Annotated in this window: 18 protein-coding genes; 9 read left to right on the plus strand and 9 right to left on the minus strand. The window is 68.8% G+C overall.

Going from position 1 to position 19,014, the window contains the following annotated elements:
• Positions 1 to 122: 122 nt before the first annotated feature.
• Entirely contained in the window at positions 123 to 650 is a 528-nt protein-coding gene (locus ACZ3IC_RS27315) for an ATP-binding protein (protein ID WP_467420269.1), read from the minus strand.
• Positions 651 to 794: 144 nt separating this feature from the next.
• On the opposite strand from ACZ3IC_RS27315, the gene ACZ3IC_RS27320 reads away from it, so the two are divergent.
• The 3 genes from ACZ3IC_RS27320 to ACZ3IC_RS27330 all read left to right on the plus strand — a co-directional run bounded on the left by ACZ3IC_RS27320 (position 795) and on the right by ACZ3IC_RS27330 (position 3,720).
• On the plus strand, positions 795 to 1,661 hold the full coding sequence (locus ACZ3IC_RS27320) for a helix-turn-helix domain-containing protein (RefSeq protein ID WP_467420272.1): 867 nt from the start codon (positions 795 to 797) through the stop codon (positions 1,659 to 1,661).
• Positions 1,658 to 1,879 carry a DUF397 domain-containing protein gene (locus ACZ3IC_RS27325; RefSeq protein WP_189277290.1) on the plus strand — a complete coding sequence of 74 codons (222 nt, stop codon included), beginning with the start codon at positions 1,658 to 1,660 and terminating at the stop codon, positions 1,877 to 1,879. The genes ACZ3IC_RS27320 and ACZ3IC_RS27325 overlap by 4 nt, the downstream gene beginning before the upstream one ends.
• Positions 1,880 to 2,193: 314 nt before the next feature.
• Positions 2,194 to 3,720, plus strand: a complete 1,527-nt coding sequence (locus tag ACZ3IC_RS27330; protein WP_467420275.1) for a TldD/PmbA family protein — start codon at positions 2,194 to 2,196, stop codon at positions 3,718 to 3,720.
• 20 nt (positions 3,721 to 3,740) lie between these two features.
• Here the strand turns inward: ACZ3IC_RS27330 and ACZ3IC_RS27335 are convergent, their stop codons facing one another.
• Positions 3,741 to 4,976 carry a tyrosine-type recombinase/integrase gene (locus ACZ3IC_RS27335; RefSeq protein WP_467420278.1) on the minus strand — a complete coding sequence of 412 codons (1,236 nt, stop codon included), beginning with the start codon at positions 4,974 to 4,976 and terminating at the stop codon, positions 3,741 to 3,743.
• A 295-nt stretch (positions 4,977 to 5,271) separates the two neighbouring features.
• On the opposite strand from ACZ3IC_RS27335, the gene ACZ3IC_RS27340 reads away from it, so the two are divergent.
• Both ACZ3IC_RS27340 and tyrS read left to right on the plus strand, forming a co-directional pair.
• Positions 5,272 to 6,669: a metallopeptidase TldD-related protein gene (locus tag ACZ3IC_RS27340; protein ID WP_467420280.1), complete on the plus strand. Its 1,398-nt coding sequence runs from the start codon at positions 5,272 to 5,274 to the stop codon at positions 6,667 to 6,669.
• A gap of 55 nt (positions 6,670 to 6,724) precedes the next feature.
• A complete protein-coding gene (tyrS, locus tag ACZ3IC_RS27345; RefSeq protein ID WP_467420282.1) occupies positions 6,725 to 7,990 on the plus strand; it encodes a tyrosine--tRNA ligase in 1,266 nt (421 codons plus the stop codon).
• Positions 7,991 to 8,146: 156 nt separating this feature from the next.
• Here tyrS and ACZ3IC_RS27350 read toward each other — a convergent pair whose 3' ends face one another.
• Positions 8,147 to 8,422 (minus strand): GlsB/YeaQ/YmgE family stress response membrane protein, encoded by a 276-nt coding sequence (locus ACZ3IC_RS27350; protein WP_467420283.1) that lies wholly within the window; start codon positions 8,420 to 8,422, stop codon positions 8,147 to 8,149.
• Between the two features lie 247 nt (positions 8,423 to 8,669).
• Between ACZ3IC_RS27350 and ACZ3IC_RS27355 the strand changes: the two genes are divergently transcribed.
• Together ACZ3IC_RS27355 and ACZ3IC_RS27360 are read left to right on the plus strand one after the other, a co-directional pair.
• Positions 8,670 to 9,035 carry a DUF3099 domain-containing protein gene (locus ACZ3IC_RS27355; protein ID WP_467420285.1) on the plus strand — a complete coding sequence of 122 codons (366 nt, stop codon included), beginning with the start codon at positions 8,670 to 8,672 and terminating at the stop codon, positions 9,033 to 9,035.
• Positions 9,036 to 9,302: 267 nt separating this feature from the next.
• On the plus strand, positions 9,303 to 9,551 hold the full coding sequence (locus tag ACZ3IC_RS27360; protein WP_467420286.1) for a hypothetical protein: 249 nt from the start codon (positions 9,303 to 9,305) through the stop codon (positions 9,549 to 9,551).
• Here ACZ3IC_RS27360 and moaA read toward each other — a convergent pair.
• From moaA to ACZ3IC_RS27375, 3 genes are all read right to left on the minus strand, one after another.
• Entirely contained in the window at positions 9,548 to 10,537 is a 990-nt protein-coding gene (gene moaA / locus ACZ3IC_RS27365) for a GTP 3',8-cyclase MoaA (protein WP_467420289.1), read from the minus strand. The two genes, ACZ3IC_RS27360 and moaA, sit on opposite strands and share 4 nt — an antisense overlap.
• A gap of 278 nt (positions 10,538 to 10,815) precedes the next feature.
• Positions 10,816 to 12,456, minus strand: coding sequence for a solute symporter family protein (locus tag ACZ3IC_RS27370; protein ID WP_467420291.1), 1,641 nt, complete (start codon positions 12,454 to 12,456; stop codon positions 10,816 to 10,818).
• Positions 12,453 to 12,818, minus strand: a complete 366-nt coding sequence (locus tag ACZ3IC_RS27375; protein WP_467420293.1) for a DUF485 domain-containing protein — start codon at positions 12,816 to 12,818, stop codon at positions 12,453 to 12,455. The genes ACZ3IC_RS27370 and ACZ3IC_RS27375 overlap by 4 nt, the downstream gene beginning before the upstream one ends.
• Before the next feature lie 290 nt (positions 12,819 to 13,108).
• Between ACZ3IC_RS27375 and ACZ3IC_RS27380 the strand changes: the two genes are divergently transcribed.
• The gene (locus ACZ3IC_RS27380; protein ID WP_467420296.1) at positions 13,109 to 14,644 is read left to right on the plus strand and encodes a S8 family peptidase; all 1,536 of its coding nucleotides are present in this window, start codon (positions 13,109 to 13,111) and stop codon (positions 14,642 to 14,644) included.
• A 149-nt stretch (positions 14,645 to 14,793) separates the two neighbouring features.
• A complete protein-coding gene (locus tag ACZ3IC_RS27385) occupies positions 14,794 to 16,212 on the plus strand; it encodes a CoA transferase (RefSeq protein ID WP_467420298.1) in 1,419 nt (472 codons plus the stop codon).
• Here the strand turns inward: ACZ3IC_RS27385 and ACZ3IC_RS27390 are convergent.
• The 3 genes from ACZ3IC_RS27390 to ACZ3IC_RS27400 are packed head-to-tail and all read right to left on the minus strand — an operon-like array spanning position 16,202 to position 18,831.
• A complete protein-coding gene (locus ACZ3IC_RS27390) occupies positions 16,202 to 17,245 on the minus strand; it encodes a zinc-dependent alcohol dehydrogenase family protein (RefSeq protein WP_467420301.1) in 1,044 nt (347 codons plus the stop codon). The genes ACZ3IC_RS27385 and ACZ3IC_RS27390 overlap by 11 nt on opposite strands.
• Before the next feature lie 21 nt (positions 17,246 to 17,266).
• Complete coding sequence (locus ACZ3IC_RS27395) at positions 17,267 to 17,956, minus strand: lysoplasmalogenase (RefSeq protein WP_467420303.1); 690 nt, start codon at positions 17,954 to 17,956, stop codon at positions 17,267 to 17,269.
• Positions 17,953 to 18,831, minus strand: a complete 879-nt coding sequence (locus ACZ3IC_RS27400) for a sterol desaturase family protein (RefSeq protein WP_467420306.1) — start codon at positions 18,829 to 18,831, stop codon at positions 17,953 to 17,955. Before ACZ3IC_RS27400 ends, ACZ3IC_RS27395 begins: the two co-directional genes overlap by 4 nt.
• Positions 18,832 to 19,014: the final 183 nt, after the last annotated feature.

Raw genomic sequence — 19,014 nt, forward strand, 5'->3', positions numbered from 1 at the left:
GAGGGAATGACAATCGGCGAAATCGCACGTCATTGCGGCAATTGAGTGCGAGTTCGACCACTCGTGGGGGCAAGTGCCGGGCGCGGGACACTTCGCGACTCCGTCCGCTCATCCGCGTGGGGCTATTCGGCCGAACAGGGAACCCGGCAGCGGATCTGCTTGCCGATCGACGACCGGACTACATGCCAGCCCGGTGCGAGCAGGTCCAGCAGCGCGAGGCCGCGGCCGGCCTCGGCCTCCGCGTCGTCCAGCGCGATACCGCGACGGCGCGGAACGGTGCGGGGGTCGGGGTCATGGACATTGACCGCGACCCCGAAGGCCGCGGCGTACACCTCCACCACCACGGGCACGTGATCCCCGCAGGCCCGGACGGCGTTCCCGACGAGCTCCGACACGACGAGCTGCGCGGTGTCGGCCACGTCGCCCTGCACGCCGAGTTCGGCCAGAGCCTTGGCGGTGAGCTCACGTACGGAGCGGAGGTTCGGGCCGGAGGCGTTGATGTGTGCCGCGAAGCCGCGGCTCCGGTAACGCACGTAGCGCCCGACGGCGGGTGGCGGGGATTGCGGGTCCTGGTCTTCTTCGTCGGCCATGCCGAACATGACGCCTCCAGCCTGCGGCGCGGGGCCGCGCGAAGTGATGACCTCCACCACGCTGAGCAATTGTGCATACACGGTGGGTTGCGATGAGTAGCGATAATGCGTCCCTCCACCCCGGGTAGCAAGTTTTCTACCTCTTTCGGTTATGAGTTCCCGGAGGGTATTCAGCACCACCAACTACTGAGGTATGACTGCGACATGCCCAACTCTCCCCTGGTACCGACCGTCCGGCGCCGACGCCTGGGATCCACGCTCAGACGCCTACGGAACGGCGCAGGTCTGACGCTCGACGAGGCCGCCGTCGCCATGGGCTGGAAAGGCCCGAAGCTGTCGAAGATCGAGAGCGCCAATCAGGCCATCAGGCCCGGCGATGTCGTGGCACTGCTCAAGGTCTACGGGATCAACGATCCGGAAACGCTCAACGCCCTGGACAATCTGGCCAAGGACGCCAGCAAGAAGGGGTGGTGGCAGACCTACAGCGGAATCGTGTCCCCCGCCTACGCCGACTACATCTCACTGGAGTCCGACGCCTCGCAGATCTGCGAATGGTCGCCGCTGGTGATCCCGGGCTTGTTGCAGACCGCTGCGTACGCGCGCGAGAACATCGCGGGCATCACAACTTTCCGTACCACCGACGAAGTTGCGGCCCTTGCCGAAGTGCGGCTGGCCCGGCAGTCCGTACTCACTCGACCGGGAAAGCCGTTGGAGCTGTGGGCCATCATCCACGAGGCCGCGCTCCACCAGCGGTTCGCCGTCCGTCCCGCCACCATGCGCGAGCAGTTGCGACGCCTGCTCGATTCGGCGGAGATGCCCAACGTGACCATCCAACTTATGCCGTTGGACTCAACCGCGCACCCTGGAGTCGTAGGCGGCTTCAGTATGGTCGGTTTCCCCGGCCCCGCCCCGGACGTGGTTCTGCTGGAAAACCTCAGCGGAGAGACTTACCTTGAGGGCGAAGGAGCGTCGCCCTTCGCGAAGGCGTTCGAGCGGATTCGTGCCACGGCGCTGTCCACGGAGGATTCGGCCGCACGCATAGCTGAGATGGAAGAAGGCCACAGAAGGTGAACGCGCCCGAGGCGGAGCTGTTCGGACACGACCTCTCGATCGTGTCCTGGCGCAGGTCCTCCGCCAGTGGAGCCGAGAACAACTGCGTAGAGGTCGCCAACCTCCCCGGCGGAGCAACCGCGGTACGCGACTCGAAAGACCCTGCACGCACCCCCCTGCGGTTCACGGCCTCGGGGTGGGCCGCGTTCAGGGCGGGCGTGATCGACGGCGACCTGTGATCGGTTGGGGCACGCGAACGGCCGTCCGCCCGAGGATGCCGTCGGGGCGGGCGGCCGTTGCTGTGCGCGGGTACGTGTCTCCTCACTCGCCCCCGAGGAAGTCGAGCTGTACGTAGGCCGAGGCGGCTTGCCCGAGGGGCCATCCCGTAGGAGATAAAGCTCTGTCCGAGGAACCGTGATCGGGTCCAGGACTCGGGTGGCCCACGCCGAACCGGTTGAAGAGCCCGGCGCGCTCGTCCGGGAAACCTATGGCCGGTCGCCTCGACGCACGGCATGGTTCACTGCGGACACATGCCGAAAAGACGGAGTACTACATGCCCCATGAGGTAGATCAGTCATTCCTGGCCCTGCCCCTGCGTGCCCTCGCCGACGCGGCGCTCGCCCGCGCGCGGGCGCTGGGCGCCACGCATGCGGACTTCCGGCTGGAGCGGGTGCGCAGCGCGTCCTGGCGGCTGCGGGACGCCAAGCCCTCCGGCTCCTCGGACACCACCGATCTCGGATACGCGGTGCGCGTGGTGCACGGCGGGGCGTGGGGGTTCGCGTCCGGGGTGGATCTGACGATGGACGCCGCGGCGAAGGTGGCCTCGCAGGCCGTCGCCATGGCGAAGCTGTCGGCGAAGGTGATCGCGGCGGCCGGCTCCGGCGAGCGGGTGGAGCTGGCGGACGAGCCGGTGCACGGTGAGCGGACCTGGGTTTCGGCGTACGAGATCGATCCCTTCGACGTACCGGACGAGGAGAAGGCGGGGCTGCTCGCCGAGTGGAGCAGCCGGCTCCTGGGCGCCGAGGGTGTCGCGCATGTGGACGCCTCACTCATGACCGTCCACGAGAACAAGTTCTATGCGGACACGGCGGGCACCGTCACCACCCAGCAGCGGGTGCGGCTGCATCCGCAGTTCACCGCGGTCGCCGTGGACGGGACGACCGGCGAGTTCGACTCGATGCGGACGATCGCCCCGCCGGTGGGCCGCGGCTGGGAATACCTCACGGGCACCGGCTGGGACTGGGACGACGAGCTGGAGCGGATTCCCGGGCTGCTGGCCGAGAAGATGCGGGCGCCGAGCGTCGAGGCGGGGACGTACGACCTGGTCGTCGACCCGTCCAATCTCTGGCTGACCATCCATGAGTCGATCGGTCATGCCACCGAGCTGGACCGGGCGCTGGGGTACGAGGCGGCGTACGCCGGGACCTCGTTCGCCACCTTCGACCAGCTGGGGAAGCTGGCGTACGGCTCCCCCGTGATGAATGTGACGGGCGACCGCACCACCGAGCACGGGCTCGCGACCATCGGGTACGACGACGAAGGCGTCGAGGCGCAGTCCTGGGACCTGATCAAGGACGGGACGCTGGTCGGGTACCAGCTGGACCGGCGGATCGCGAAGCTGACGGGGCTGGGCCGGTCCAACGGCTGCGCGTACGCGGACTCGCCGGCCCATGTCCCCGTCCAGCGGATGGCGAACGTGTCGCTGCGGCCGGATCCGGGCGGGCTGTCCACGGAGGACCTGATCGGCGGAGTGGAGCGCGGGATCTATGTGGTCGGCGACCGGTCCTGGTCGATCGACATGCAGAGGTACAACTTTCAATTCACTCAGCAACGGGCGTACGCGATCCGGGACGGCCGTCTCGTCGGCCAGATCCGGGATGTCGCTTACCAAGGGACGACCCCGGACTTCTGGGGGTCCATGACAGCAGTCGGCGGCCCCCAGACATACGTACTCGGTGGAGCCTTCAACTGCGGGAAGGCTCAGCCCGGCCAAGTCGCAGCCGTCTCGCACGGCTGCCCGACCGCTCTGTTCCGGGGCGTGAACATCCTCAACACCTCGAGCGAGTCAGGACGCTCCTGACGCGGCAGCGCGACATGCAATCATGCGGCATCGTCTTGGTCGTCGGCGGCTTCGCCGGACGGATTCAGACTTGGCAACGGAATGCTCCCCTGGAGAGGCGCGAGATCCAGCCCAAGGCGGTTGTGTATGACGAGCGCCCCCTGGTGCATCGACCTTCGCACCAGGTGTCCGTAGATCAGTTCCGTCGTGCGGGTAGTGCGGTGCCCGACCCACGCCGCGATCTCGAAGAGCGGGATACCAGAGTGGATCGCCTCGGAGACGAAGAAGTGCCGGAAGCTCTTGGGGGTGTACCGCGGGGTCCCGGCAGCCGTTGCCGCCACCTTGAACTGGGCCAGGAGCCAGTCGTACGACGGGTGCCGGTCGTTCTGACGCGGAGATTCGAAGAACCATCCCCTGTCACCCCACATCCCGAACGCGTCGACGTGATCGTTGAAGACCTGACGGATGGAGTGGGGGACGGGGGTTCTCCGCGCCTCGCCCGAGCCACGGCTCTTAGTTCCACGCTTCACACCGCGGCGAGAGCCAGAGATCTCCTGGCACCCGTACGCCGACACCTGATGGTCCACCGCGAGGATGCCGCGATCCCAGTTCATCGACGCACCCGAGATCGCCAAGGCCTCGCCTGGACGCAGCCCGCATCCCGCCATCGCCCAAAATCCGGCACGGATCAGCTTCGGGGCCTCTGCGATGATCCCCATCACCTCCTCCATGGCCGGGATATCGTCGTCGGCGATCGGCGTCAGCGGCCTCCCAGCACGCCGGTGAGGATTCACCTTGCGGCAAGGGTTCCGACCAATGATCTCGGCCGTCACCGCGTAGTTGAACACGGACGAGAGCACGTTCTTGCGACCGTTGACACCGTTCTCCGCGTAGCCGCGTCCCCGCTGGTGCACCTCCCACCGCTCGATATCCGCAGGTGCGATGTCGGCCATCTCCATGGATCCAAATGTCCGCCCGAAGTGGTTGTCATAGACACTCTGGTAGTTCCGCTTCGTCGACTCTTCGAGAGCTCCGGCCTCGACCCACTCGCGCCAGACATCTGCGAAGAGCCTCCGCCCCGCCTCGGGGTCGAGCCGTGCTCCCAGGTCCTTACGTCGTTCGACCCCGATCGCGAAGGATTCCGCATCCTCCAGCCGCTTGAAAGGAACCTCACGCGATTCGCCCGCCTGGCGGTATGCCACGCGATACGTCAAGTGAGCGCAGTCCGGCTTCCTGCGCCCTGGGCAGTCGCAGTCTTCGTGTTTGATGGCCGCCACACAAATTCACCCCATGCATGTCGATTGGCTACACGTGCGCAACGAAGATATGCACACACCACCGCATCCCCAACTTGCCGTTCACTCAACAGAGTTCATATCGAACATGACTACGACACCGCAGAATCACTCCGCCCAGCAGGCCGAGACTGTCGGGTCTGCGGCGGATAAGCTCTCCTCCCTCAGCTGATGCCTTGCCATCATCGACACGGCGCATCCGGGCGCCGTCGACTGACCGCGACCCGACGGCCCGGCCAAGGGAACTCTCATGTCCACACTGCACTGGAGACAGTCGATGAGCAGGCAAAACAGCAAGCCGCACGAGATCGTCGAGCGGGCGCTCGAACTGTCCACCGCCGACGGCTGTGTCGTCATCGCCGACGAGGAGTCGTCCGCGAATCTGCGCTGGGCCGGCAACGCGCTCACGACGAACGGGGTGACGCGGGGGCGGACCCTGACCGTCATCGCGACCGTCGACGGTGCGCAGGGCACCGCGTCCGGGGTGGTGTCGCGGTCCGCGGTCACCGCCGAAGATCTGGAGCCGCTGGTGCGGGCCGCCGAGGCCGCCGCGCGCGGGGCCGGTCCGGCGGAGGACGCGCAGCCGCTGGTCGGCGGGGTGCCCTCGTCGCCCGATTTCACGGACGCGCCGGCCGAGACGGGTTCGGACGTCTTCGCGGAGTTCGCCCCGGCGCTCGGCGACGCCTTCGCCCGTGCCCGGTCCGGGGGCCGTGAGCTGTATGGCTTCGCCCACCACCAGCTGACCTCTACGTACCTCGGTACGTCGACGGGGCTGCGGCTGCGCCACGACCAGCCGAACGGGACGCTGGAGCTCAACGCGAAGTCCCCCGACCGGACCCGCTCGTCCTGGGCGGGCCGCTCGACGCGTGACTTCAAGGATGTCGACCCGGCCGGGCTCGACGCGGAGCTGGCGCAGCGGCTGCGCTGGGCGGAGCGCCGTATCGAGCTGCCCGCCGGGCGGTACGAGACGCTGCTGCCGCCGACCGCCGTGGCCGATCTGCTGATCTACCAGCTGTGGTCGTCGACGGCTCGGGACGCCGCGGAGGGCCGGACGGTGTTCTCCAGTCCGGGCGGCGGGACGAGGATCGGCGAGACCCTGTCCGAGCTGCCGCTGTCGCTGCGCAGCGACCCGTACGCACCGGGCCTGGAGTCGGCGCCGTTCGTGATCGCTCATGCCTCCGGGGACGGCGCTTCCGTCTTCGACAACGGTCTGCCGCTGACGTCGACCGACTGGATCCGGGACGGCCGGCTGGAGCATCTGACGACCACCCGGCACACGGCGGAGCTGACCGGGCTGCCGGTTGCGCCGGCGATCGACAACCTGATGCTCGAGGGCGGCGGTGAGCGGTCCCTGGAGGAGATGGTGGCCGCGACGGCCGGCCGCGGGCTGCTGCTGACCTGCATGTGGTACATCCGGGAGGTCGATCCGGCGACGCTGCTGCTGACCGGGCTGACCCGCGACGGGGTGTATCTCGTCGAGGGCGGCGAGGTCGTCGGCGAGGTGAACAATTTCCGGTTCAACGAATCGCCGGTGGACCTGCTGTCGCGGGCCACGGAGGCGGGCCGTACGGAGAAGACGCTGCCGCGCGAGTGGGGCGACTGGTTCACCCGGGCCGCCATGCCCGCGCTGCGGATCCCGGACTTCAACATGAGCTCGGTGAGCCCGGGCGTGTGACCCGCCTAGACTGACTGTTGCCTTTCGATACACGTAGCTGAGGAGACACGGAACCGTGACGGACATCGTCGACGAGCTGAAGTGGCGCGGGCTGTTCGCCCAGTCCACTGACGAGGACGCACTGCGCAAGGCTCTCGCGGACGGTCCCGTCACGTTCTATTGCGGCTACGACCCCACCGCGGCGAGTCTGCACGTCGGCCATCTGGTGCAGGTGCTCACCATGCGCCGGCTCCAGCAGGCCGGTCTGCGGCCACTCGCCCTGGTGGGCGGCGCCACCGGTCAGATCGGTGACCCGAGGCCGACCGCCGAGCGCACGCTGAACGATCCGGAGACGGTGGCCAACTGGGTGTCGCGGCTGCGGTCCCAGATCGAGCCGTTCCTGTCCTTCGAGGGCGAGAACGCGGCGGTCATGGTCAACAACCTGGACTGGACCGCGGGCATGTCCGCGATCGAGTTCCTCCGGGACATCGGCAAGCACTTCCGCGTCAACAAGATGCTGACCAAGGACTCCATCGCCCGGCGGCTGGAGTCCGACGAGGGCATCAGCTACACCGAGTTCAGCTACCAGCTGCTCCAGAGCATGGACTACCTGGAGCTGTACCGGCGCTACGGCTGCACCCTCCAGCAGGGCGGCAGCGACCAGTGGGGCAACCTCACCGCGGGCCTCGACCTGATCCACCGCCTGGAGCCGGGCGCCGAGGTGCACGCGCTGGCGACCCCGCTCATGACGAAGGCGGACGGGACCAAGTTCGGCAAGTCCGAGAGCGGGGCCGTCTGGCTCGACCCGGCGATGACGACGCCGTACGCGTTCTACCAGTTCTGGCTGAACGTGGACGACCGGGACATCTCCCGGTACATGCGCATCCTCAGCTTCCGGAGCCCCGCGGAGCTCGCGGAGCTGGAGAAGGTCACCGAGGAGCGCCCGCAGGCCCGGACGGCGCAGCGCGCGTTGGCCGAGGAGCTGACGACGCTGGTGCACGGGGCCGACCAGTGCGCCGCGGTCATCGCGGCGTCGAAGGCGCTCTTCGGCCAGGGTGAGCTCGGCGAGCTGGACGAGGCGACGCTGAGCGCCGCACTGTCCGAGGTGCCGCACGCACAGGTCACCGAGCTCGGCCCGCTGGTGGACCTCCTGGTGGAGGTCGGCCTGGCGCCGAGCAAGTCGGGCGCCCGCCGCACGGTGAAGGAGGGCGGCGCGTACGTGAACAACGTCAAGGTCACGGACGGCGAGAGCGCACCGGCTCGCGAGGAACTGCTGCACGGGCGCTGGCTGGTGCTGCGCCGGGGCAAGAAGAACCTCGCCGCCGTCGAGGTCACCGGCTGAACCCTGAACGTCGGCACCGCGGCCGGGCACGCAAGACGCGTGTCCGGCCGCGGTGCGTTGTGGCCCGGCGGGCCCGAGCTGTCTGTCGGCTCGGGCCTGGTACTGGCTCAGGCCTTCTCGGCTCGGGCCTGGTGCTGGCTCAGGCCTTCTGTCGGCTCAAGCTTTCTGTCTGGTGCCGCGCAACGAGGACCACAGCATGTCGCCGACACCTACGATGACCACGGCACCGATCAGCTGGAACAGATGGCGGGTCCAGTCGACGCCCTTGGTTTCGTTGACCCCGATCCAGGTGGCGACGGCATTGCCGAGGACGCTGCCGATAATGCCGAAGACCGCCGTCAGCCAGAGTGGGATGTTCTGTTTGCCGGGCAGGATCGCTTTCGCGATCAGACCGAGCACCAGACCCACAATAATTGCCCACAACCAGCCCATGTCGCCTCCTCGCGCGACGCGATGTCGCGCACGTGCGCCCAGTCTCGGCCCCTGGGCCGTACGCCGCATGTCGGACGCGTCCGTACGTGCGGTGCGGCTGCCGATGTGCACGAACGCGGCGCGCCCCGGTCTCGAAGCCGTCGGACACCGGGCGTACCGTGGATACGGTCCGGTCCGGGGAGCGTCCGGCGCGGGAATATGAGGTCCCCCGGCCCGCGAGGCGCTGGGGAAGGGTGGTGGAGACGTGATGCGGAAGCAGAGCGGTGCCGAGGTCTTCCGGATCACGGGGGCCCGGCAGGGGCTCGCGGACGATGTGCGCGGCAGGCAGCGGCGCTATGTGATCTCGATGTCCGTACGGACGGTTTCGGTCATCCTGGCCGCTGTGCTGTGGAACGTCGAGCGGTATGTCGCGATCGTGGCGCTGGCACTCGGTGCTCTGCTCCCGTACGTGGCGGTGGTCATCGCCAACGCGGGCCGGGAGAACACCCCTTCGCTTCCTTCCACCTTCGTTCCGGCGCCCATGCGTCCGGCGCTCGATGCGGCGCCCATGGCCGAATCCGAGCAGTCCGGTCCGGAGGCCGACGGGGCCCGGCACGGCGGGGAATCGGCATGAGCGAATCGGCATGAGCACAGTTGGGGCCGGACCGCACCCAGGGCTCAAGAAAACCTCAGATCAATCATGAAGTTACGGTGCACCATACCCCGGTCTGCGTGACATACTTCGTAGGCGCTCCGCATCCCCCGTCGGAGCGACAGACCGACGCCGGGCAGCTCCCCCCGTGGCTGCTCGGCGTCGCTTTTCTCCGGTTTTCTCAAGCAGGGGATGTGTCGGGCAGTCGGCCCGTGGGGCCGGCACAGGCGCTGACCTAGGGTTGAGTCCGTGAACTCCGCTGAATCCGCCGCCGAGAGCGCTGCCACCGCACCCATCTGTTCCGCCAAGGGCTGCCGGGCCGACGCCGTGTGGGTGCTTGCCTGGAACAACCCGAAACTGCACACCCCGGAGCGCCGTAAGACCTGGCTGGCTTGCGAGGAACACCGCGAGCACCTCTCCTCGTTCCTGGGCGTCCGGGGTTTCCTCAAGGATGTCGTGACGCTGGCGGAGTGGGAGTCCAGCGGATCGGGGCCCTAGCCTCCGATCGCCGACATCGGCCGCTCGGGCTGCAGGAAGGACGGGTCGTCCAGACCGGATCCGGCCTTTTTTCCCCACATCGCGAGCGTCCAGATCCGGGCGATCTCCTCGTCCGGCACGTCCGAGCGCAGGGCACCGCGGAGATCGGTCTCCTCGCGGGCGAACAGGCAGGTGCGCACCTGGCCGTCGGCGGTGATCCTGGTCCGGTCGCAGGCCCGGCAGAAGGGGCGGGTGACGGAGGCGATGACACCGACGCGGTGGGGTCCGCCGTCGACGAGCCAGCGCTCGGCGGGGGCGGAGCCGCGCTCGGCGTCTCCCTCCTCGGTGAGGATGAAGCGGGTGCGCAGCGACTGGAGTATGTCGCCTGCCGTGATCATGCTGTCGCGCTTCCAGCCGTGCTGCGCGTCGAGCGGCATCTGCTCGATGAAGCGGAGCTCGTAGTCGTGCTCGACGGCCCAGGCGAGCAGGTCGGGGGCCTCGTCGTCGTTGACTCCCGGCATCAGGACGCTGTTGACCTTGACCGGGGTGAGACCGGCCTCGCGGGCGGCTTCGAGGCCGGCCAGCACGTCGTGGTGGCGGTCACGGCGGGTGAGTGTCTTGAAGACGTCGGGGCGCAGGGTATCCAGCGAGACGTTGACCCGGTCCAGGCCGGCGGCCTTGAGCGCGGCCGCTGTGCGCTTCAGCCCGATGCCGTTGGTGGTGAGCGACATCTTGGGGCGCGGGCTCAGGGCCGCGCACCGCTCGACGATGGAGACGAGTCCGGGGCGCAGCAGCGGCTCACCGCCGGTGAAGCGGACCTCGGTGATGCCGAGCCGGGTGACGGCGAGGCGGATCAGCCGGACAATCTCGTCGTCACTGAGCAGATCGGGCTTGGCCAGCCATTGCAGGCCTTCTTCCGGCATGCAGTACGTGCACCGCAGATTGCACCGGTCGGTGAGAGAGACGCGCAGGTCGGTGGCAACCCGATCGTAGGTGTCGATGAGCACGTGGCCCCCTCCCCAATTGCTTCCCGGCTACCGAATCCGGCTCTTCCGGCTTGCTCTCCCGGCTGAATTTGCCGGCTGGATTTCCCGGCCGACTCTTCCGGCTGACTCTTCCGAGAGTACGCGAGACCTGTGACCTCGGAGGGGGCTCGTACGGCATGAGGAGCGGCACGGTCGTGTCGTAGGACTCTACGACACGACCGTGGAAGGAGAGTGCCGCCAGGCCGGACCCCTTTGCCGAGAGTGCCGACGGTGCGGATTCCGCTCCGGGGATTGCTCGCTCAGTGCGCTCCGACACCGGTGAGGGACTTGACCTCCAGCTCGGCGTACTTGCCCTTGTCCGGCTGCTCCTTCGAGAGGATGGAGCCGATCCAGCCGAGCAGGAAGCCCAGCGGGATGGAGATCAGGCCCGGGTTCTCCAGCGGGAACCACGCGAAGTCGACACCTTTGAACATCGACGTCTTCGGGTTGCCGGAGACGACCGGCGAGAACAGCACCAGGATCACCGAGCTGGTCAGACCGCCGTAGATCGACCACAGCGCTCCCTGGGTGGTGAACCGCTTCCAGAAGAGGCTGTAGAGGATCGTCGGCAGGTTGGCGGAGGCGGCTACGGCGAAGGCGAGCGCCACGAGTCCGGCGACGTTCATGTCGCGGGCGAAGGCGCCGAGGATGATCGCGACCGCGCCGATGAGGACGGTGGACCAGCGGGCGGCCCGCATCTCCTCCTTCTCGGTGGCCTTCCCCTTGCGGATGACGTTGGCGTAGATGTCGTGCGCGAAGGAGGACGAGGAGGCGAGGGTGAGGCCCGCGACGACGGCGAGGATGGTGGCGAAGGCGACGGCCGAGATCACAGCCAGCAGGACGGCGCCGCCGGTGGTGCCGACCCCGCCGAGATACTCGGCGAGCTGCGGGGCGGCCGCGTTGCCGGCCGGGTTCTTCGCCTTGATCTCGTCCGGGCCGATCAATGCCGCGGCGCCGAAGCCGAGCGCGATCGTCATCAGGTAGAAGGCGCCGATGATGCCGATGGCCCAGTTGACCGACTTACGGGCGGCCTTGGCGGTCGGCACCGTGTAGAAGCGGATCAGGATGTGCGGCAGACCGGCGGTGCCGAGGACCAGGGCGATACCGAGGGAGAGGAAGTCCAGCTTCGAGGTGCCGGTGGCACCGTACTTGAGGCCGGGCTCCAGGAATGCCGCTCCGTGGCCGCTCTTCGCGGCGGCCGTGCCCAGCAGGTCGGAGATGTTGAAGTCGAACTTCAGCAGCACCAGGAAGGTCATCAGGAGGGCACCGGCGATGAGCAGCACGGCCTTGACCATCTGGACCCAGGTGGTGCCCTTCATGCCGCCGATGGTGACGTACACGATCATCAGTACGCCGACCAGCGCGACGATCAGGATCTTTCCCGCGTCGCTGGTGATGCCGAGGAGCAGGGAGACCAGGACGCCCGCGCCCGCCATCTGCGCCAGCAGGTAGAAGATCGAGACGATGATGGTGGAGACGCCGGAGGCGGTACGGACCGGGCGCTGCCGCATCCGGTAGGCGAGGACGTCGCCCATCGTGTAGCGGCCCGAGTTGCGCAGTGGTTCGGCGACCAGCAGCAGGGCCACCAGCCAGGCGACGAGGAAGCCGATCGAGTACAGGAAGCCGTCGTAGCCGAAGAGGGCGATGGCCCCGGCGATCCCGAGGAACGAGGCCGCCGACATGTAGTCGCCGGAGACCGCGAGTCCGTTCTGGAAGGCGGTGAACTGGCGGCCGCCCGCGTAGAAGTCGGAGGCGCTCTTGGTCTGCCGACCGGCCCAGACGGTGATGCCCAGGGTCGCGGCGACGAACACGGCGAAGAGCGCGATGATCAGCGGCCGGTGCTCGGTGGTCGAGGAAGCGGCCAGCTGGAGGGCGGGATGCGAGTGGTACGCGGCGCTCATGCGTCGGCCTCCATACGGGACTTGACGGCCTCGGCCCTCGGGTCGAGCTTCGCGGCTGCGTGGCGTGAGTAGAACCAGGCGATGAAGAAGGTGGTGACGAACTGGGCGAGACCGAACACGAAGGCCACGTTGATGTTGCCGTACACCTTGGTTCCCATGAAGCCGCCCGCGTAGTTGGACAGCAGCACGTACAGCAGGTACCAGAGGACGAAGGCGACGGTCAGCGGGAAGGCGAACGAGCGGTGCGCGCGGCGCAGTTCGCCGAACTCCGCACTCGCCTGCATCGCGATGAACGCCTCGGTCACGGGCTGGGCAGGGCTGGTGTCCGTACTGGCCTCGGGTGACGGTGCATCGGTAGCCACGGAATCTCCTCGCGACGCGGGTGCGGTGGTGGTGGGGACGGTGGATTTCACTGAGGAACCTCGATCGTCGGGGGTGATGGTGCGCCTCCCCTGACAACGGCACGGAGAGCGCGGCGAAGCGGTTCACCGCAAGTTCGCACTTCTCGAACCCGCCTCTTCGCGCGCATCCGGCCGAACCCGTCCCCCGAACTCATTGATGAGCAGGGACGATCAGCGATAGCTTCACTCGTCATGTACGCGACTGGGCACACCCGTGTCCGGTCGCCCGGCACTGATGATGTGGAGACCCCATGGCTCATCTGGGATCCAGACGGACGCGCGCACTGACGCTGCCCGTCGGATTGGCACTCACGGCCTCGCTCGGCTTCCTGCCGACGGGTGCCGCCTCTGCCGCACCGGTGGACGCGCAGCCCACGGCAGCGGTGTCGACGGACGGCCCGAAGCTCTCCTACGTGGTCAACACACGTGGCGGTCACAGGACCGTCAAGCAGGTGAAGAAGGCGATAGCCGAAGCCGGCGGCACGGTGGTGGTCGCCTACGAGCGGATCGGTGTCATCGTCGTCCACTCGCAGAACCCGGACTTCGCGCAGTCGATCCGCCGGGTCAGGGGTGTCGATTCGGCGGGGGCCACCCGCACCAACCCCATCGTTCCGCAGGCCACCACGGACATCGGGGTCGAGCAGCCGCTCAGCGCCGAGCAGGCCCGGAACGCGGCGGCGAAGGCGACGGCGGAGCAGGATCCGATGGAGCCCCTGCAGTGGGACCTGCCCGCCATCAAGGCGGACCAGGCGCATCGGGAGACGCTGGGCAGCAGCAAGGTCACGGTCGCGGTCATCGACACGGGTGTCGACGACACCCACCCGGACCTGGCGCCGAACTTCGACCGCGGTGCCTCGGCGAGCTGCGTGTCCGGGGCGCCGGACACGACGGATGGTGCCTGGCGTCCGAAGACCGGTGAGAGCGACCACGGCACGCACGTGGCGGGCACCATCGCCGCCGCGAAGAACGGCACCGGGGTGACGGGGGTCGCCCCGGGCGTGAAGGTCGCCGGGATCAAGGTGGCGAACCCGGACGGCTTCTTCTACACCGAGTCGATCGTCTGCGGTTTCGTCTGGGCCGCCGAGCACGGTGTCGATGTCACCAACAACAGCTACTACACCGACCCGTGGATGTTCAACTGCAAGAACGACCCGGACCAGGGCGCTCTGGTCGAGGCCGTCGCCCGTGCCACGCGGTACGCGGAGCGCAAGGGCGCGGTCAATGTCGCCTCGGCCGGCAACAGCCGCTTCGACCTGGCCTCCGGCGCGATCGAGGACACGACCAGCCCGAACGACACCACGGCGGCCACCCGGACCATCGACCCGCGCGAGTGCCTCGACATCCCGGCGATGCTGCCGGGCGTCGTGACGGTCTCCGCGACAGGTGCCAAGGGTCTGAAGGCCTCGTACTCGAACTACGGGAACGGTGTCATCGACGTGGCGGCCCCGGGCGGCGACTCAACGGTCTACCAGACGCCCGAACTGCCCGCCACGAGCGGTCTGATCCTGTCCACGCTGCCGGGTGGCAAGTTCGGCTACAAGGCCGGTACGTCGATGGCGTCCCCGCATGTCGCGGGTGTCGCGGCCCTGATCAAGTCGACGCACCCGCAGGCCTCGGCGGCTGCGGTGAAGGCGCTCCTGACGGCCGAGGCCGACGCCACCGCGTGCGGCGCGCCGTACGACATCAACAGTGACGGCAAGATCGACGCCGTCTGCGAGGGCGGCAAGAACCGCAACGGCTTCTACGGGGCCGGTGTGGTGAACGCGCTGAACGCGGTCCGCTGGTAGGGAACGCGATGTGACGGGAGGGGCCGGAGCCGTCGGCCGGCTCCTCCCGGTCTCCGTCCGGTCTCTTCCCGGCCCTCTCCCCGGGTCTCTTCCCGGGTCTCTTCCCGGGTCTCTTCCCGGCTGGTGGCACTCGGTGCCATAGTGCGGGGATGACTCATGCACAAACGTCCGGTACGGAGCAGGCCTGGGCGGCGCTCGGCGGTGACCTGGCGCTTCTTGCGCACATCGGGACGGCTGGTCCCGAGGGGCTGCTGCCCGCCCGGCTGCCGGTGATGGAGCTGGCCCGTTCCACCGTCGCGGTCTGCTCACTGGCCGCCGCCGAGCTGGCCGCCCGTCGCAGTGCGCGCCCCGTGCCGCACGTCCGGATCGACCACGGTGCGGTGGCCACGGCGTTCACCAGCGAGCGCCATCTGCGGATCGACGGGCGCGCACCGACCAACTTCGCCCCGTTGTCCCGGTTCTGGCGCACGGCGGACGGCTGGGTACGTACACACGCCAACTACCCGCACCACCGGGCCCGGTTGCTCGCCACCCTGGGGCTGCCCGCGGACACTTCGGACGACATCGCCGTGGACGCCGTCGCCGCCTCGTTCGCCGGGCGCCGGGGCGACGAGATCGAACAGACCGTGTACGCGGCGGGCGGCCTGGCCGTCGTCGCCCGTACGCCCGAGGAGTGGGCCGCCGACCCGCGGGGCGCCGCGGTCGCGGGCACGCCGCTGGTGGCCAGGGACCGTATCGACAGCGCACCCCGCCGGACGACGGCGCTCGGCGGTGAACCGCTGCTGCCCGCCGCCGGGTTGCGCGTGCTGGACCTCACCCGGGTCATCGCAGGGCCCGTCGCCACCCGTACGCTCGCGCTGCTCGGCGCGGACGTCCTGCGGATCGACGCCCCGCAGCTCCCGGAGAGCCCGGACGCGCACAGCGACACGGGTTTCGGGAAGCGGTCGGTGAACCTGGATCTCGGCAGCCGCTCCGGTACGGCCGCGTTCGACGAACTGCTGACCGGCGCGGATGTGGTCGTCATCGGCTACCGGCCGGGGTCGGTCGAGCGGTTCGGCCTGACGCCGGAGTCCCTGGCCGCGCGCAGGCCGGGGCTGGTGATCGGGCAGCTCTCGGCCTGGGGGCACGGGCCGTGGGCTCAGCAGCGCGGCTTCGACAGTCTGGTGCAGGTGGCCACCGGCATCGCCTCGGTCGAGGCCGGGGCGGAGCACATGCCCGGTGCGCTGCCCGCCCAAGCACTCGACCACGGCACGGGCTATCTGCTGGCCGCCGCCGTGCTGCGCGCACTGACCGAGCAGCACGACGAAGGCGGCTCGCGGCTGGCCACGCTCTCGCTCGCCCGGACCGCCGCCTGGCTGCTCGACGAGCTGTCCGCCCGGCAGGAGTTCGGGGCCGCATCCGGGGCCGCCGGATCGTACGACCCGGAGAAGTGGCTCACGGAGACGGACAGCCCCCTGGGCCGGCTGCGTCACGCGCTGCCGCCGGTCGCCTTCGACGGTTCCCCGGCCGACTGGTCGCGCCCGCCCGGCCCGCTGGGGGCGGACGCGACCGCCTGGCTCACGGCTTGATGAGCACCTTCAGCGCCATGCGCTCATCCATCGCCTTGTAGCCGACGGGGACGTCGTCGAGGCCGATGGTCAGGTCGAAGACGGGCGACGGGTCGATCGTGCCGGACAGCACGTCGGGAAGCAGCTCCGGAATGTACGTGCGCACGGGGGCGACGCCGCCGCGCAGGGCGATGTTCCGGCCGAACATGACTCCGAGGTCCAGGCCGGTGCCGCTGCCGTGCGGCACGCCGACGTAGCCGATGGAGCCGCCGTCGCGGGTGATCCCGACGGCGGTGCGCATCGACTGCTCGGTGCCGACGGCCTCGATCACTGAGTGTGCGCCCTCGCCGCCGAGCAGTTCCCGTACGGCTTCGACGGCCGCCTCGCCGCGCTCGGCGACGACGTCCGTGGCACCGAAGGTGCGGGCGATGTCCGTACGCACCCGGTGGCGCCCGAGCGCGATGATCCGCCCGGCGCCGAGCCGTTTGGCGGCCAGGACGCCGCACAGACCGACCGCCCCGTCACCGACGACCGCGACCGTCGTGCCGGGCTTCACACCCGCGCCGACGGCGGCGTGGTGCCCGGTGCCGAGTACGTCGGACAGGGCCAGGATCGCGGTGAGCAGATGGTCGTCGGAGGCCGCGGCAGCGGGGAGCTTGACCAGCGTGCCGTCGGCGAACGGGACGCGCACGGCCTCGCCCTGGCCGCCGTCGGAGCCGACCGAGCCCCAGAAGCCGCCCTGCGGGCAGGAGGTGGTCAGGCCGTCCGCGCAGTACGCGCAGGTGCCGTCGGACCAGACGAAGGGTGCGACGACGAGGTCACCGACGGCGAAGCCGGCCACCTCGGAACCCGCCTCCTCGACGATCCCGAGGAACTCGTGCCCGATGCGCTGGCCCGGCTGCCGGGCGGACTCGCCGCGGTACGCCCACAGGTCGCTGCCGCAGATACAGGCCCGCAGGACCCGCAGCACCACATCGGTGGGCTGCTGGATCGACGGGTCCGGCACCTCCTGTACGCGTATGTCGTGGGGGGCGTGGATGACGGTGGCGCGCATGCGTGGGGGTCCTTGCTGATCTCAGATACTGATACTCCGCTCACGGTACGCCCCAGGGGTGGCACCAGCCCTTTTCGCATCGGGTGCGAGACATCCGAGGGTCAGCAGGAACTGTGCGGCGATGTAGGTGAGCATGACCCAGAAGTCGGGGGCGGGCAGCTGCGGCCAGTCGGCGATGCCGGTGGCGATGAGCGCGTCGGAGATCAGGAAGAGCGCCCCGCCGACGGCCGCATACCGGCCGCGCGTGCCGGCGCGGTACGCCATCGCTGTGAGCAGCAGGCTGTAGCCAGAAATCGGAATCCGCATGTCCGCCGGCAGCCCGCTCCAGAGCAGCGCGATGAAGGTGGCCAGGACGGCGGCGTACACGGCCCCGGCGAGCAGCGAACTGCGGGCACGTCCGAAGAGCCACAGATAGCAGATGTGACCAGCGGCGAAGGAGCCCATCCCGATGAGGAAGGCGGCATCGGCATCGGACAGCAGCAGCGTGTCGCCGCCCCATCCGAACAGGAGCGCCACGATGAGCAGCCGCGGGGCGCGCCGTGCGGCGGCGTACCCAGCCAGCAGCGGCATCAGCAGGGGCTTGGCGACGATGTGGGCGACCGCGATGTCGGCGAGGATGCCGAAGAGGTCGACGGCCGAGGCCACAAGGAAGGCGATGAGCAGCGGGCGTACGAGACGTTCCCGCCGGTCCGTGACGGCTGCGGCGCTCATCCGATGCGCTCCTGGGCGGGGACGGCCGTACGGGCGGCCGTACCGGCCGGCTGCCAGCCGGGCCCGCGGAAGATCCGCCCGGCCCGCTCGCTCCAGCTGACCGCCGCCCGCACATCGCGGGCGATGGCCGCGTACTCATGGGTGGCGACACGGAGCGGATTGAATGTGTCGATGTTCTTGGTGAGGCCGAACACAGGCCGCTCCGTCTCGGCGGTGAAGGACCCGAAGAGCCGGTCCCACAGGATCAGGATGCCGCCGAAGTTCCGGTCCAGGTAGCTGCCCTGCGATGCATGGTGCACCCGGTGGTGGGAGGGCGTGTTCAGCACGTATTCGAAGGGCTTGGGGAGCTTGTCGATGCGCTCCGTGTGCACCCAGAACTGGTAGACGAGGTTCGCCGACGAGCAGAAGGCGAGCGCGGCCGGATGGACACCGCAGGCGATGAGCGGCACATAGAACGGCCAGACGGTCAGCGATGTCCAGGGCTGTCGCAGCGCGGTGGAGAGGTTGAACTTCCGGCTGGAATGGTGGACCACGTGGCAGGCCCAGAGGATCCGGATGACGTGGTGGCCGCGGTGGGACCAGTAGTAGAAGAAGTCCTGCGCGAGCAGCATCAGCAGGACGGTCCACCACAGCACGGGAACACGGAGCGGGGTCAGCTCGTAGACCACGGTGTAGATCGCGACGATGGGCACTTTCCACAGCAGGTCGAAGACCAGGCTGCCGATCCCCATGGTGATGCTGGTGACGGCGTCCTTCGCCTCGTATCCGGCGGCTTCGTCATCGGGATGGAAGTGGTGGAGGGCCATTTCGAGGACGGTGAGCAGGACGAAGGCTGGTATGGACCAGAGTACGACATCGGGCAGGTTCGGCGGCATGCTTGCACCGTAGAGCCGCAGGTCGGCCCGGGACTAGACGTTGTTACCAACAAGTATGCGAGACGCGGCGTCAGCAGTCTTTGGTGACTTCTGCCAATGCGGGGGCACGCACCGGAGGCCGTACGGCCGTCCTTGGGCGACGTCTGCAGTTCAACGACCGATCGACGGCAGGGCCTGAACCGG

Source organism: Streptomyces sp. NPDC002958, assembly GCF_055563255.1.